The 13,715-nt window shown below is 68.0% G+C and carries 13 protein-coding genes; 6 read left to right on the top strand and 7 right to left on the bottom strand.

The window, feature by feature from the left end; translation table 11 throughout:
• The first annotated feature begins 24 nt into the window (after positions 1-24).
• A complete protein-coding gene (locus J4O73_RS00715; protein ID WP_426214008.1) occupies positions 25-384 on the top strand; it encodes a hypothetical protein in 360 nt (119 codons plus the stop codon).
• A gap of 100 nt (positions 385-484) precedes the next feature.
• Here J4O73_RS00715 and glpX read toward each other — a convergent pair whose 3' ends face one another.
• Together glpX and J4O73_RS00705 are read right to left on the bottom strand one after the other, a co-directional pair.
• Positions 485-1,474 carry a class II fructose-bisphosphatase gene (glpX, locus tag J4O73_RS00710; RefSeq protein WP_426214007.1) on the bottom strand — a complete coding sequence of 330 codons (990 nt, stop codon included), beginning with the start codon at positions 1,472-1,474 and terminating at the stop codon, positions 485-487.
• A 139-nt stretch (positions 1,475-1,613) separates the two neighbouring features.
• Positions 1,614-2,930: a homoserine dehydrogenase gene (locus J4O73_RS00705; protein WP_426214006.1), complete on the bottom strand. Its 1,317-nt coding sequence runs from the start codon at positions 2,928-2,930 to the stop codon at positions 1,614-1,616.
• A gap of 225 nt (positions 2,931-3,155) precedes the next feature.
• On the opposite strand from J4O73_RS00705, the gene xth reads away from it, so the two are divergent.
• Complete coding sequence (gene xth / locus J4O73_RS00700) at positions 3,156-3,950, top strand: exodeoxyribonuclease III (protein WP_426214005.1); 795 nt, start codon at positions 3,156-3,158, stop codon at positions 3,948-3,950.
• 19 nt (positions 3,951-3,969) lie between these two features.
• Complete coding sequence (locus J4O73_RS00695) at positions 3,970-4,593, top strand: glutathione S-transferase family protein (protein ID WP_426214004.1); 624 nt, start codon at positions 3,970-3,972, stop codon at positions 4,591-4,593.
• Between the two features lie 201 nt (positions 4,594-4,794).
• Here J4O73_RS00695 and J4O73_RS00690 read toward each other — a convergent pair whose 3' ends face one another.
• Entirely contained in the window at positions 4,795-5,676 is an 882-nt protein-coding gene (locus J4O73_RS00690; protein WP_426214003.1) for a tetratricopeptide repeat protein, read from the bottom strand.
• The gene (gene ilvD, locus J4O73_RS00685; RefSeq protein WP_426214838.1) at positions 5,663-7,393 is read right to left on the bottom strand and encodes a dihydroxy-acid dehydratase; all 1,731 of its coding nucleotides are present in this window, start codon (positions 7,391-7,393) and stop codon (positions 5,663-5,665) included. Before ilvD ends, J4O73_RS00690 begins: the two co-directional genes overlap by 14 nt.
• 852 nt (positions 7,394-8,245) lie before the next feature.
• Here ilvD and J4O73_RS00680 point away from each other — a divergent pair.
• Positions 8,246-8,431 carry a hypothetical protein gene (locus tag J4O73_RS00680; RefSeq protein ID WP_426214002.1) on the top strand — a complete coding sequence of 62 codons (186 nt, stop codon included), beginning with the start codon at positions 8,246-8,248 and terminating at the stop codon, positions 8,429-8,431.
• Positions 8,432-8,652: 221 nt separating this feature from the next.
• Here the strand turns inward: J4O73_RS00680 and J4O73_RS00675 are convergent, their stop codons facing one another.
• A complete protein-coding gene (locus J4O73_RS00675; protein ID WP_426214001.1) occupies positions 8,653-9,513 on the bottom strand; it encodes a transglutaminase-like domain-containing protein in 861 nt (286 codons plus the stop codon).
• A gap of 252 nt (positions 9,514-9,765) precedes the next feature.
• On the opposite strand from J4O73_RS00675, the gene J4O73_RS00670 reads away from it, so the two are divergent.
• Positions 9,766-10,164 (top strand): DUF2267 domain-containing protein, encoded by a 399-nt coding sequence (locus J4O73_RS00670; protein ID WP_426214000.1) that lies wholly within the window; start codon positions 9,766-9,768, stop codon positions 10,162-10,164.
• 207 nt (positions 10,165-10,371) lie between these two features.
• The gene (locus J4O73_RS00665; protein WP_426213999.1) at positions 10,372-10,590 is read left to right on the top strand and encodes a hypothetical protein; all 219 of its coding nucleotides are present in this window, start codon (positions 10,372-10,374) and stop codon (positions 10,588-10,590) included.
• A 9-nt stretch (positions 10,591-10,599) separates the two neighbouring features.
• Here J4O73_RS00665 and J4O73_RS00660 read toward each other — a convergent pair whose 3' ends face one another.
• Together J4O73_RS00660 and J4O73_RS00655 are read right to left on the bottom strand one after the other, a co-directional pair.
• Positions 10,600-11,463: a hypothetical protein gene (locus tag J4O73_RS00660; RefSeq protein ID WP_426213998.1), complete on the bottom strand. Its 864-nt coding sequence runs from the start codon at positions 11,461-11,463 to the stop codon at positions 10,600-10,602.
• 86 nt (positions 11,464-11,549) lie between these two features.
• Positions 11,550-13,625: a M3 family metallopeptidase gene (locus tag J4O73_RS00655; RefSeq protein ID WP_426213997.1), complete on the bottom strand. Its 2,076-nt coding sequence runs from the start codon at positions 13,623-13,625 to the stop codon at positions 11,550-11,552.
• Between the last annotated feature and the right edge of the window lie 90 nt (positions 13,626-13,715).

Below are 13,715 nucleotides of genomic sequence, written 5' to 3'. Positions count from 1 at the left end.
CGGCGCCGCCACGGGAGATGCTTCATGACGCTTCGCTTCGTTCTCGCCCTCGCCGCCGTGGCGACAGCCACCGCCGGACCGGCCTTGGCAACTCCCTGCGCCGATGAGGTGAGCACGCTGGAGCGCCGCCTCAACAGCGCGGGCGCGGCGGAAGTGACGGGCACGACCCCGCCCGGCGGCCCGACCTCGTCCGACAGCCCGAAGGCCCTCGCCACCCCGCCGAAGCTGACGCCGAGCGACCAGAACGTGAAGCCGACCGCTTCAGGCGTCGAGGAGGCGAAGAAGCTCGTCGCCCAGGCCCGCGAGGAGGACAAGGCGGGCAAGGCGGAAGAGTGCCGCCAGACTATCATGAAGGCCAAGGAGAAGGCGGGCGCGCTGCCGTAGCCTCATCGTCCCTGCGAGCGTAGCGAAGCCATCCAGGGAAGCGTCACGCAACCCTGGTTCGCTTCGCTTTCGCTCGCGATGACAAAGGTCGGTTCGACCCTCAGGGCCGACCGAAATCCCGCCGATGCTCGCCGACGATCCGCCGGATCGTCCCGGCCTCGGAGCGGAAGACCAGCGTCTCCGTCTGGATCCGGTCCTGGCGGAAGCGCACCCCCTTCAGGAGCGAGCCATCGGTGACGCCGGTTGCTGCCACGATCACGTCACCGCCCGCGAGATCGGTCAGCTCGTATTTCCGGTCGAAGTCGCGGATGCCCATCTCCTGCGCCCGGCGGCGTCGCTCGGATGTGTCGAGGATCAGCCGTCCCTGCATCTGCCCGCCCATGCAGCGCATGGCGGCGGCGGCGAGCACGCCCTCGGGGGCCGCACCGGTGCCGAGATAGATGTCGACCCCGGTCTCCTCCGGGCTCGCGGTGAAGATGATCCCGGCGACATCGCCATCGGTGATCAGCCGCACCGAGGCGCCCGCCTCGCGAACCTCCGCGATCAGCGCGGCATGGCGCGGGCGATCAAGGATCAACGCGGTGATCTGGTCGGTCGGACAGCCCTTGGCGCGGGCGAGCGCCCGGATGTTCTGCATCGGGCTCATATCGAGATCCACGAGGCCGGACGGGTAGCCCGGCCCGATGGCGATCTTCTGCATGTAGACGTCGGGCGCGGCGAGCAGCGAACCGCGCTGTGCGAGGGCCATGACGGCGATGGCGCCGGGCATATCCTTGGCGCAGAGGGTGGTCCCCTCCAGGGGATCGACCGCGATGTCGACCTCCGGCCCCTCGCCGGAGCCGAGCTTCTCGCCGATGAACAGCATCGGCGCCTCGTCGCGCTCACCCTCGCCGATGACGACCGTGCCGCTGATCGGCAACCCGGCGAGCTCGGCGCGCATGGCATCGACGGCGGCTTGATCCGCCGCCTTCTCGTCGCCCTTGCCGCGAAGCCGGGCGGCGGCCACGGCGGCCCGTTCCGTCACGCGGGCGAGTTCGAGGGCGAGCGTTCGCGGCACGGGCTGCGAACGCGAGTGTCCGGTCTCGGTCATCGTTTCCTGTCCCTCACCCGGGCTCGGTCTTTTCGCCGAATCCCGGTGCGCTCCATCATGACGCGGGCGCCCCTGCCGCGTGCTAAACTATGCTAGCCGCAGCATACCTGAACATCCGCTGTCCGGCGCGCTTGGCGTTTTACTCTCTCTCGATGCGGATCAACTGCGGCGATTCCGCCAGCAGCCCATCTTGGGCGATGGCATCAAGGGCCTCGCGGATCGCGCCCTCGGTGGCGGCGTAGGTAATCAGCACCAGCGGCACCGGGCGGCCGGAGCGTCCGCGCGGATCGCTGTCCGCGCCCTCGACGCGCCGCTGAAGAATGCTCTCGATGGAGATCTCCCGCTCGGCCATACGCTGCGCGACGCCCGCCGCGACGCCCGGACGGTCATGGACGGTGAGGCGGATGTAATAGCCGCCCTCGTGGCGCTGCATCTCGGCGCGCGGCGGCGGCGCCATGGTCGCGGCGGCGACGCCGAAGGTCGGGCGCAGGATGCGCCGGGCCACGTCGGCGATGTCGCCGAACACCGCAGACGCGGTGGCCTCGCCACCCGCGCCGGGGCCGATCAGCGTGAGTTCGCCGACCGCGTCCGCATCGATGGTCACGGCGTTGGTCACGCCCATCACCTGCGCGATGGCCGAAGATTTCGGCACCATGGTCGGGTGGACGCGCTGCTCGATCCCCGCTGCGGTCGCCTGTGCGACGCCGAGCAGCTTGATGCGGTAGCCGAGCTCGTCGGCCATGCGCAGGTCGAGGGGCTGGACCCGCGAAATGCCTTCCACTGAGACGCCCTCTGCATCGACCTGCGTGCCGAAGGCGAGGCTGGTCAGGATCGCGAGCTTGTGAGCCGTGTCGAAGCCCTCGACGTCGAAGGTCGGGTCCGCCTCGGCATAGCCCAGAGCTTGAGCGTCCTTCAGGCAGGCCTCGAAGGTCAGGCCCTCTCGCTCCATCCGGCTGAGGATGTAATTGCAGGTGCCGTTGAGGATCCCGTAGACGCGCTCGACCTTGTTGCCCGCCAGCCCTTCGCGCAGCGCCTTGATGACCGGGATGCCTCCCGCGACGGCGGCCTCGTAGGTCAGGGCCACGCCGGCTTTCTCCGCGGCGGCGGCGAGCGCTGCACCGTGCTTGGCCAGCAGCGCCTTGTTGGCAGTCACGACCGGCTTGCCGGCGGCGAGCGCCGCCTCGACGGTGTCCTTCGCCGCGCCCTCGGCGCCGCCCATCAGCTCCACGACACAATCGACCGCGCCGGAGCGGGCCATGGCGACCGGATCCTCGAACCACTCGACACCCGAAAGGTCGAGGCCGCGGTCGCGCGAGCGGTCGCGGGCGCAGACCGCCGTGACGGTCAGATCGAGGCCCGAAGCGAGCATGGCCTCCCGGCGCCGGGCGATCATGCGGACGACGGACGCGCCGACGGTGCCGAGACCGGCGACGCCGATGCGGAGAGACTGCGACATGGGACCTTCCGTAGTCGCGGTTCGCGGCCACCGTGCCACGCCACCCGCGATCCTGGGCTCATCGCCCGTGCGGCGCAGTTCTGCAACCTTTCCCTCGCGCCCGCAAGGAGTTGAACCCTTGTCCCTTGGGTGGGGCGACGGGGGAGAAGGCGACGGTCGAGACCGGAAACGGCTTGTCACCCGGCCGCGAAGGCCCGATGACGGGCCGCCTGCCGGACGAGGCCGATGCGCATCACCACTTGGAACGTCAATTCGATCAAGCAGCGGCTGCCGCACCTGCTCGGCTTCCTCGATGAGGCGAAGCCCGACGTGGTGTGCCTGCAGGAGCTGAAATGCCAGGACGAGTCCTTCCCCCGGGCGGAGGTCGAGGCGGCGGGCTACGCCGTCGAGACCTTGGGGCAGAAGGCCTATAACGGCGTCGCCCTGCTGGTACGCGCGCCGCTCGCGCTGTCCGAGATCCGCCGGGGGCTGCCCGGCGACGAGGAGGATGTGCAGGCGCGCTACATCGAGGCGCTCATCGGAGGCGAGGATCTCGCGCCCGTGCGCGTCGCCTCGATCTACCTGCCGAACGGCAACCCCGTCGACAGCCCGAAATACCCCTACAAGCTCGCCTTCCTCGAACGGCTGCGGCGTCATGCCCGCGCCCTCGCCGAGGTGGAAATCCCGGTGGTGCTGGCGGGCGATTACAACGTCATCCCGGAACCGGAGGATGCTGCCGACCCGCAAGCGTGGCGCAGCGACGCGCTGTTCCTCCCGCCCTCCCGCGCTGCCTTCCGCGCCCTGCTGGCCGAGGGCTACACGGATGCGGTCCGCGCCTGCGACCCGCGCGACGGGCTCTATACGTTCTGGGATTATCAGGCCGGATGCTGGCCGAGGAACCAGGGCATACGGATCGACCATCTCCTGCTCTCGCCGCAGGCCGCCGACCGGCTTATCTCCGCCTCTGTGCAGAAGCACCTGCGCGGGCTCGACAAGCCCTCGGACCACGTGCCCGTGACCGTCGAACTCGCCCGCACCTGACACGACACTTGAGGTCTCGATGATCGTTTACGGCACCAGCGTCTCGCCCTACGTCCGGAAGGTCCTTGTTTCGCTGTTCGAGAAAAGCATCTCGTTCGATCACAAGCCCGTCCCGTTCCACGCGGCCGATCCGGGCTTCCAGGCGGCGAGCCCCACGGGCAAGATCCCGGCTCTGGACGACGACGGCTTCCTGCTGCCCGACTCGACCGCGATCCTGAACTACATCGAGGCCAAGCACCCGGAGCCGGCGCTGATCCCCACGGAGGCGAAGGCACGTGGCCGGGCAGTGTGGTTCGACAAGTACGGCGATACCGAACTCTTCCCGGTGCTCATCATCCCCTTCGTGGAGCGCTTCCTGAAGCCGAAGCTGATGAACAAGGAAGGTGACGAGGCGCGGGCGCAGAACGCGATCGACGAGAAATTTCCGCCGCTGCTAGACTATCTCGAAAGCCAGATCGAAGGCGAATACCTCGTCGGGAACGCGTTCAGCATCGCCGATATCGCCGTAGCGACCAACTTCCACAACCTGCGGCTGGCGAAGTACGAGATCGATGCCGGGCGCTGGCCCAAGCTCGCGGCTTTCGTCAACCGCACCCTGGAGCGGCCCTCCTTCGTGAAGGCCATTGCGGCGGCGAAGAATTAGTCGGACCTGAAGGGGTCCCTTATCCCATCCCGCGCCTCATCCTGAGGTGCGGCGAAGCCGCCTCGAAGGAGGGCTCCATGGTTCGCAGCGCCTTCTGGAGCCCTCCTTCGAGGCCCGCTCGCGCGGGCACCTCAGGATGAGGGTGGGAGTGGGAAAACCGGCTTCTCCGTTAAACTCTCGGGATTATGGCGCGCGTCCCGCTTAGTTCTTCCGCTTGATCGACCCGACGGTCTGGAGCTGGGTCTGCGCCTCGTTCCGGTCGTCGGGGGAGGCCGCAGCCCAGTTCTTGTCGTAGAGGGCGACGATCCACTCGTCCTTGCGGCTCTGTACCCCGTCGCGGGCGAGGGAGAGCCAGACGAGGCCCTTCACCCGCTGCTGCGGCAGGCCGCCCGCGCCGTTGACGAGCATGTCGCCGAGCAGCGCCTGGGCCGGATGGTGCCCCTTCTCGGCGGCGAGGTTGAACCACCGTGCCGCCTGCCGCGGATCGGCCTCGACGCCGTTGCCGTCGAGATAGAGCCGGGCGAGATTGTATTGCGCGTTCGGGTCCCCGTAATAGGACGCCGCGTAGTTGAACATGTCGTAGGCGCGCTCGGGGTTCGGGCGCACATAGGTGCCCTTGATCCCGTCGAGGAAGTAGGAGCCCAGCGCCGTGAAGGCGCTGCCCGTCACCGCCGCGTTCTGCGTATCGCCGCCGTCATCCGTGCTGGCATCGGCGATGCGCGAGAAGAACTCGAACGCCTTCAGGTCGTCGTGGGGGACGCCGTCACCCTCGGCATACATCCGCCCGAGCTTCCACAAGGCGAGGGCGTGGCCCTGCCCGGCGGCGTATTCGAGCGCGCGGGCGGCGCCTTCCTTGTCGCCCGCGTTATATTCCCGAACGCCCGCCCGAAGGGCATCCCGCGCGGAGCGGTAGCTCTTCTCGGCGGCCGGAACGGGGGTGCGCACGAGAGCGTCGAGCGCCTGGGCCGCCGGACCCTGCGCGAGCAGGGCACCGGTCAGGGCCACCAGGGCGATCACGCGACGCCGGCGCGCGGACGCACCGGCCGGTCCACACCGGCTCCGTGCAGCCCTAGACGTCAGCATAGCTCTCCGTCTCCTGAGCCCCGCCCGGATGGGTCACGGCGCCGTACACCGCCGGGCCGACACCCTGCGCGTACTTCCAGAGGTAGCCGGAGGTGGCGGCGTTGGAGCGCGGCGCCCACGCCTTGCGGCGCTCGGCCAACTCCTCGTCGCTCACGGCCACCGACAGCGTGCCGTCGATCGCGTTGAGGGTGATCATGTCGCCGTCCTTGACCAGGCCGATCGGCCCACCCACGGCGGCTTCGGGCCCGACATGGCCGACGCAGAAGCCGCGCGTGGCGCCGGAGAAGCGCCCGTCGGTGATGAGGGCGACCTTCGAGCCCATGCCCTGGCCGTAGAGGGCGGCCGTGGTGGACAGCATCTCGCGCATGCCGGGGCCGCCGCGCGGACCCTCGTAGCGGATGACCAGCACGTCGCCTTCCTTGTAGGAGCGCGACTGAACGGCGGCGAAGCAGGCTTCCTCACCGTCGAACACGCGAGCCGGGCCGGTGAAGACCTGAGCCTCCTGCGGCATGCCCGCCACCTTCACGATGGCACCCTCGGGGGCGAGGTTGCCCTTCAGGCCGACGACGCCGCCGGTCGGGGTGATCGGCTGGTTGGCCGGGCGCACCACGTCCTGATCGGGGTTCCACCTCACCTTCTCGAGGTTCTCGGCGATGGTCCGGCCGGTGACGGTCAGGCAGTCGCCGTGCAGGTAGCCGTGGTCGAGCAGGGTCTTCATGAGCAGCGGGATGCCGCCGACCTCGAACATGTCCTTGGCGACGTAGCGCCCACCCGGCTTGAGGTCGGCGATGTAGGGCGTGCGCCGGAAGATCTCGGCCACGTCGAACAGGGTGAACTCGATGCCGCATTCATGGGCGATGGCCGGAAGATGCAGGGCCGCGTTGGTCGAGCCGCCGGAGGCCGCCACGGTGGCGGCGGCGTTCTCCAGCGCCTTGCGGGTCACGATGTCCCGCGGACGGATGCCCTTGGCCAGAAGCTCCATGACCTTCTCGCCCGCCGTGGCGCAGAACTTGTCGCGGATCTCGTAGGGGGCCGGGGCTCCCGCCGAGTAGGGCAGGGCGAGCCCGATCGCTTCGGAGACGGTCGCCATCGTGTTGGCAGTGAACTGCGCGCCGCAGGCACCGGCGGAGGGACAGGCCACCTGCTCCAGCTCGTCGAGGTCTTCCAGGCTCATGTCGCCGACCGCGACCTTGCCGACCGCCTCGAAAAGGTCCTGCACGGTGACCGGCTTGCCCCGGAACGAGCCGGGCAGGATCGAGCCGCCATAGATGAAGATCGACGGCACGTTGAGGCGCACCATGGCCATCATCATGCCGGGCAGGGACTTGTCGCAGCCCGCGAGGCCGACGAGCGCATCGTAGGAATGGCCGCGCATGGTCAGCTCGACCGAGTCGGCGATGACTTCGCGTGAGGGAAGCGAGGCGCGCATGCCGCCATGGCCCATGGCGATGCCGTCCGTGACGGTGATGGTGCAGAATTCGCGCGGCGTGCCGTTGGCGGCGGCGACGCCCTTCTTCACCGCCTGCGCCTGGCGCATCAGCGAGATGTTGCAGGGCGCGGCCTCGTTCCAGCACGAGGCGACGCCGACGAGCGGCTGGTGAATCTGCTCACGGGTCAGGCCCATGGCATAGAGATACGAACGGTGGGGGGCCCGATCCGGCCCCTCGGTGACGTGACGGCTCGGAAGCTTCGACTTGTCGTTCACACGCCCGTCCATGACCAGCACCGCGATCCTGCTTCGTCCGTCGGAGGGTGCGACGCGGAGCGGCACGTCGCCCACGGCGATGTGCCGATACTTTGCCCGCTCACTCCGAGGCTTTCGTTTCTGTCAGGTAAATCTTTGGCAAGACTGCCGTTTACCGCAGGTGCCGAAGTGGGCTTGGACTATGGCGGGATCGCGGCGCGCTCGCGCAGGATCGGGGGCGGTACCGGGATGCTTTTGGGGTGTTGCGACCTCGCCACAGCCACGCTTTGGCGGCTCTATTCACCCCGGGAGCTGTGTCCGACCGTCTTGAGCCACAACCGGCGATAAAACCCTCGTCGTCCGATTTCCTTGTCGTCCGAAATCCTTGTCGTCCGAAATCCTTGTCGTCCTTGCGAGCGCAGCGAAGCAATCCAGGGCAGCGGGACGTCGCCGAACGATGCGCATCCCTGGATTGCTTCGCTGCGCTCGCAAGGACGGAGGCTCGTGAGCCAGCTCAGGCAGCTTCAACGCTAAATTGTATATAGGCCCGCGCAGCTCCGAGCCTGAGTTGAAAGTGTTCGGCGGGTCCGGGACGAGGCCGTGCAAGCGCTTGACGGTGCTGGCCTATGATCGCTTAGATCGTCCTGGGGCGGTACGCGCCGCCCTGGGGTGTGGAAGCCCCTCACTGTTCGGCTTGGTGCCCGCTGGCTTGGGCACCGTTGTCCTTGACCCTTCGGTCGGGGAGCCTGCGACGCATGTCCAGGCGCTCCGGTGCTAAAGGTCGTAGGAGCCGGATCAGTGCGGTTTTCCACCTCCCCGACTAGGGACGGTCGAGGCTCGTCATGCGGGGGCGTACCGCAGACACGGGCCCCGCGAGGGTTGGTCATGCGTGACACGGAGAAACCCGAGGATCCCGCGGAACTCGCCGCGAGCCTGCGCAGCCTGTTCGATTCCGTCGTGAATCTCCCCGTGGACGATCCGCTGAAGGTCAAGACGCGCGATTTCCTCGCCCGGATTCTCGGCCTGCTCGAAGAGGGCCACAAGACCCCGCATCGAAAGGCAGGGTCGTAGCGAAGCGGCACGGGCACGCTCCTCCCTTCCTGCCCACCCTCTTCCTCATCCTGAAGTGCCCGGCTTGCGGGGCCTCGAAGGAAGGTTCCAGACGGCGGTGCGATCCCTGGAGTCCTCCTTCGAGGCCACTTCGCGGCACCTCAGGATGAGGGGGGTGAGGGGACGAATGTCGTGCCAGTCAGCCTCTTACGATGAGGTGTGGTGTCGTCTCCAGGTCGTCCTCACGCCGCCCCGGCATGGGGCGCCGGGACCTCGGTGGAGATGGCGTCGACCGTGCGCGGCATCGGGCTGCCTTGCCCGTCCGACCGCTGGATACGGATCTGCTGGTTCACCGGCTGCATGTTGCCGAAGGGCGTCGAGAAGGCGATCTCGGCCGCGTCACGCCCGACGCCGATCCGCACGAGGCCATCCGGGTCGGCCTGCCGCGTGGCGTCGAACAGCCACCAGCGCCCGTCGAGATAGGCTTCGAACACCGCGTGGAAGTCGCTCGGCACGAGGCCGTGGGCGTAGCAACTGACGAAGCGCGCCGGGATGCCGAGCGCCCGGCAGAACGCAGTGCCCAGATGCGCGAAGTCACGGCACACGCCCGCCCGCTTCAGCAATGTCTCGTGCGCCGTCGTCTGCTCGTCGCTGGAGCCCGGCTGGTAGGCGAGATGCTCGTGGATCCAATTACAGATCGCGTTCACCCGCTGGTGCCCCTGGGGCAGGGCGCTGAACTCGGCCTGGGCGAAGGGCGTCAGCCGGTCCGAGGACACGAAGCGGCTCGGTAGCAGGTAGGGCAGGATGTCGATCGGCAATTTGGCGACCGGCGTCTCACTGATCTGCGCCGGATCACCCCGATGGACCGTCAGATCGACCTCGGCCTCGTATTCCAGCGAGAAGGGGCCTGTCGGCACGTTGACGCCGAGATAGCGGTTCTGCGTATCCGGGTGAATGTAGATCTCCCGCTTGAGATCGGGGCTCAGCGTCAGCGTCTCGCGCAGGATCTCGACACTCTGAAGCTTGGCGACCTCCAGATTGAAGATGAACGTCGTATCGGCGAGGATATTGTAGGAGAGGCTGCAACCCAGCGTGTAGCGCATCGAATGGTCTCGGACGGTGTGGCTTCCACCCTCGCCAAAGCGCGGCGGCTGGCCGCAGTTCCGTTGGTCCCTGCCCGAAAAAGCGCCGCCGTGACAGGCTTTTGCGCAACGAGGCGACGTTCGGGCTACGCTACCGACGGAACGCGCTGGGGAACGTGCGCCGCTTTTCCAGGCTCTCCCCATCGCGCTTGATTTCCCCGAGGACACGGGGGAAGGACAGATTGGACTTCCTCCAAACGAGACTCCTGACCCATGGAAGAACTGCTTGCCCGCGTCTGTACCCGGACCGGTCTCGATGCCGCGACGGCACAGACCGCGATCGGCCACATCCTCGCCTTCCTCCAGAAGGAAGGGCCGCAGCCTCAGGTTGGCCAGCTCATGGCGGCTCTGCCCGGCTCCGAGGCATTGGCGGCGCAGTCGGACGCGACCGAAGGCAGCGGCGGCGGCGGGCTGATGGGGATGCTCGGTGGCATGCTGGGCGGCGGCGGCGGCGTCATGGCACTCGGCCAGAAGCTGATGGCGGCGGGCGTTCCGATGGGCCAGATGCAGCCGCTCGGGCAGGAATTGTTCGCCGTCGGTCGCGAAAAGGCTGGCGAAGATGTCATGGGCCCAATCGTGGGCTCGATTCCTGGTTTGAATCAGTTCGTCTGATTGCGATCACTGTTTTCGCGGCGCAAAAAGTTAACGCGCCGCGGAGATCGTGCGTTTTCGCACTGCGGCTAGCGCTGGATGCGCGGATCATGAAAAAAACGTTCCATGGCGAAAGCTTAACGGAACCGTTCCGCGTTATCCCCGTTGTTCACACGTGCGGTCGAGCTCACCGGAGAGAAGCTTGCCGCGACGTCCCGCAGGCCCGCCATGCCCGTTTTCGAAGCCAAGAACCTGGATCGGGAATTCGAGGGGCAAGCTCTGCTCGGAGCGATCCTTCATCCGACGCGCGGCGCCCGCACACGCGCCCTCCGCCTGGGCCGTCGGCGCGCCGAGCGGAATGCGATGATGGCTGATCCGTTCGCCATCGAGCCCCGCTTCCCCATGACGGGGGACGACCTCACGCCGGTAACCGTCCCCTCGACCTGAGGTTGGATTTTACCACTCCTGGGGCGTCACGAGGCCCTGACGCGTAACGACGACCCACTGGCGCCCCTTGCGCTCGATCGCCTCGACACGGCCCGCCCCCGGCAGCGTATCGCCGGGCATCACCTGAAACAGCCGCCGACCGCGATTCTCGATGATCGCCGCGCCGTCGAACACGTCGCGCACGGCATATTGCTCGAGCACGGGCGACTTCGCGGGCGCAGCAGCCTTCGCCGACTCCGACGGCTTGGCGTCGGCGACCTTCTCGGTCGGCTTCGATTCCACGACCTTCGGTTCGGCCGCCTTCGTGTCGCGCGGCTCCGCGAGGCTGCCGGTCTGCGTCGGCTCGGGCCGCGCGACGGGGCGCGCGGTGAGGGCCGCGATGCGGGCGGCGTGCTCCTTCTCGGCCTGCTCGATCTTCTCGTTGAGGCTCGCGAGCTTGGCGGTCAGGCTGCGGTCGAGCTGTGCGATCTTCTCGTTGAGGCTCTTGCCGCCGCTCTCCTTGCGGGCGCTGTCGGCGACCGCGCGAAGCTCGCCGACATTCTGATCGAGTTTGGCGAGGGAGGCGGCGAGCTTGGCCGTATCGCTGCGCCCGGATTCGATGGCGGTGGCGAGGGAGGCGATGGCCGTGGCGGAACCCTGATCCCGCGAGGCTGCGCCGAAGCCCAGCATTGCGCCGAGCGCCAGGGCTCCGCCCGCCACGGCGACGAGGCGGGCCTCGGCCCGCATCATCGTCTGCGCGAACCGGCGCGGGGCCGAGAAGAACGGCGGCTTCTCGGTGATGATCTCGACCTTCAGGCCCTTCTTGGGGGTCTTCTCGACCACCTCGATCTTCGGCCTCGCGTCGGTCGATGTCGTCGGCTTCGCTTCAGTCATCGTCCGTCGCTCCCGCTTCCAGGCTGTGCTGTAAGCAGTTGTTAAGGACGTTTCTTTACGAATTCCTTACCGCTGGGAGCAGCGGCTCAAGCCGCCAGCCCCCGCTTCTTGAGCAGCGGCGCGATGCTCGGCATCCGCCCCCGGAAGGCGGTGTAGGCCTCGCGCGGGTCGCGCAGGTTGCCCGCCCCGTACACGTAGGTGCGCAGCCGTTTGGCCGTCTCGGGATCGAAGATGTTCCCGGCCTCGCGGAACGCATCGAACGCGTCCGCATCCAGCACCTCCGACCAAAGGTAGCTGTAGTAGCCCGCCGCATAGCTCTCGCCGCCGAAGATGTGCGCGAAGTGCGGGGAGCGGTGGCGCATGCCGATCTCGGCGGGGATCGCGATGCGCCGCAGGGCATCCGCTTCGAAGGACGGCACGTCGAGCCCGGCTTCGCCCTCAGCGGAGAGGTGCAGCGTCATGTCGACCAGCGCCGAGGCGGTGTATTCCACCGTGGCGAAACCCTGGTTGAACGCCCGCGCGGCGAGCAGTTTCGCGAGCAGATCCTCCGGCATCGGCGCGCCGGTCTCGTGGTGACGCGCATGGGCGCGTAGGATCTCCGGCTGTTCCAGCCAATGCTCGTAGAGCTGCGAAGGCAGTTCCACGAAGTCCCCCGAGACGGAGGTGCCCGCGAGCAGCGGATAGGTCACATCCGAGAGAAGGCCGTGCAGGCCATGCCCGAATTCGTGGAACAGGGTGCGCGCGTCGTCGAAGGAAAGCAGCGTCGGCTGGCCTTTCGGGGCCTTCGCGAAGTTCATCACGTTGACGATGATCGGCGTGACGATCCCGCTCAGCTTCTCCTGCGAGCGGAAGGCGCTCATCCAGGCACCGGAGCGCTTCGAGGCGCGGGCGAAGTAATCGCCCAGGAACAGCCCGACCTCGCGGCCGTCCGCATCGTTCACCCGCCATACCCGGACATCCGGGTGGTAACGCGGTACGTCGTGCAACTCTTCGAAGGTCAGGCCGAACAGGCGCGTGGCGGTGTCGAAGGAGGCTTCGATCATCCGCTCCAGGGGGAGGTAAGCCTTGATCTCACCCTCGTCGAGATCGTGCTCGGCCCGGCGCAGCTTCTCGGCATAGTGGCGCCAATCATGGGCACGCAGGGCGAAGTTGTGTCCCTCCTGCTGGACGATAGCCTGCAGCCGGTCGCGTTCCTCGATGGCGCGGGTGCGGGCCGGGGTCCACACGTCGCGCAGCAATTCCATGGCCGCGTCGGGGCTCGCCGCCATCGTGTCCGCGAGCTTGAAATGGGCGAAGCTCTCGTAGCCGAGCAGCCGGGCTCGCTCGGCCCTGAGCTTCACGATCTCGGCCATGAGGGCGCGGTTATCGGTCGGTCCGCCGGATTCGCCCCGGTGAATCCATGCCTCGTAGGCCTTCTCGCGCAGGTCCCGGCGGGTGGAGAAGACGAGGAACGGCTCGATCAGCGAGCGCGAGAGCGTGATGACGTGGCCGTCGAGCCCCCGTTCCTTGGCCGCGCTCGCGGCGGCGGCGCGGAGGAAGGACGGCAGCCCGGCGAGGTCGTCCTCGCTCTCCAGCGGGAGGGTGAAGCCGCTCTCGTCGGCCAGAAGGTTCTGGCTGAACTGGGTCGCGAGTTCGGACAGGCGCTCCGCGATGGCCGCCATCCGCTCCTTCGCCGCGGGAGCGAGTTCGGCGCCGGACCGGCGGAATCGGATGCGGTAGCGTTCCAGCACCCGTCGCTCCTCCGGCCCGAGCCCCTCGGCTTCGGCATCGACGGCCGAGATGCGCGCCCAGAGCTGCGGGTTCAGGTAGATGGCGCTGCCGTGCCGGGCGAGCTTGGGACCGACCTGCCGCTCGATCGCCTGAAGCTCGGGGTTCGTGTGGCTGCCGGTGAGGTTGTAGAAGACGCCCGCCACGCGATCGAGCGCTTGGCCCGCCCGCTCCATCGCCGCCACCGTGTTGGTGAAGCGCGGAGGCGACGGATCGGCCGCGATGGCAGCGATTTCCTGCTCGTGCTGAGCCAGCGCGGCCTCGAAGGCGGGCAAGTAGTGCTCCGGCCGGATCTGCTCGAAGGGCGGCAACTCGTAAGGCGTGCCCCATTGCGCCGGAGCGAAGGGGTTGTCCTGCGGAAGGCTGTCGAGCCCGGCGGCGAGAGTGTCCGGCATTCGCATCCTCGGTCGGGGGCGGCCCGCCCCGTCTTGAAACGGTCCCGGGCGTGTCGCCCGTCTCCCCTGTTCTGGTCCGTTCCGGCGCCT

Origin of the sequence: Methylobacterium sp. NFXW15 (genome assembly GCF_049887755.1) — a bacterium.
Classification (GTDB): domain Bacteria; phylum Pseudomonadota; class Alphaproteobacteria; order Rhizobiales; family Beijerinckiaceae; genus Methylobacterium.
This window is presented reverse-complemented; position numbering and strand designations above follow the sequence as displayed.

Coding starts and splice junctions, on each gene's coding strand:
- ilvD (WP_426214838.1), bottom strand. CDS start 7,393: ATGGACGGGCGTGTGAACGACAAGTCGAAGCTTCCGAGCCGTCACGTC.
- J4O73_RS00665 (WP_426213999.1), top strand. CDS start 10,372: ATGCCCGTTTTCGAAGCCAAGAACCTGGATCGGGAATTCGAGGGGCAA.
- glpX (WP_426214007.1), bottom strand. CDS start 1,474: ATGACCGAGACCGGACACTCGCGTTCGCAGCCCGTGCCGCGAACGCTC.
- J4O73_RS00705 (WP_426214006.1), bottom strand. CDS start 2,930: ATGTCGCAGTCTCTCCGCATCGGCGTCGCCGGTCTCGGCACCGTCGGC.
- J4O73_RS00695 (WP_426214004.1), top strand. CDS start 3,970: ATGATCGTTTACGGCACCAGCGTCTCGCCCTACGTCCGGAAGGTCCTT.
- xth (WP_426214005.1), top strand. CDS start 3,156: ATGCGCATCACCACTTGGAACGTCAATTCGATCAAGCAGCGGCTGCCG.
- J4O73_RS00655 (WP_426213997.1), bottom strand. CDS start 13,625: ATGCCGGACACTCTCGCCGCCGGGCTCGACAGCCTTCCGCAGGACAAC.
- J4O73_RS00715 (WP_426214008.1), top strand. CDS start 25: ATGACGCTTCGCTTCGTTCTCGCCCTCGCCGCCGTGGCGACAGCCACC.
- J4O73_RS00690 (WP_426214003.1), bottom strand. CDS start 5,676: ATGCTGACGTCTAGGGCTGCACGGAGCCGGTGTGGACCGGCCGGTGCG.
- J4O73_RS00675 (WP_426214001.1), bottom strand. CDS start 9,513: ATGCGCTACACGCTGGGTTGCAGCCTCTCCTACAATATCCTCGCCGAT.
- J4O73_RS00680 (WP_426214002.1), top strand. CDS start 8,246: ATGCGTGACACGGAGAAACCCGAGGATCCCGCGGAACTCGCCGCGAGC.
- J4O73_RS00660 (WP_426213998.1), bottom strand. CDS start 11,463: ATGACTGAAGCGAAGCCGACGACATCGACCGACGCGAGGCCGAAGATC.
- J4O73_RS00670 (WP_426214000.1), top strand. CDS start 9,766: ATGGAAGAACTGCTTGCCCGCGTCTGTACCCGGACCGGTCTCGATGCC.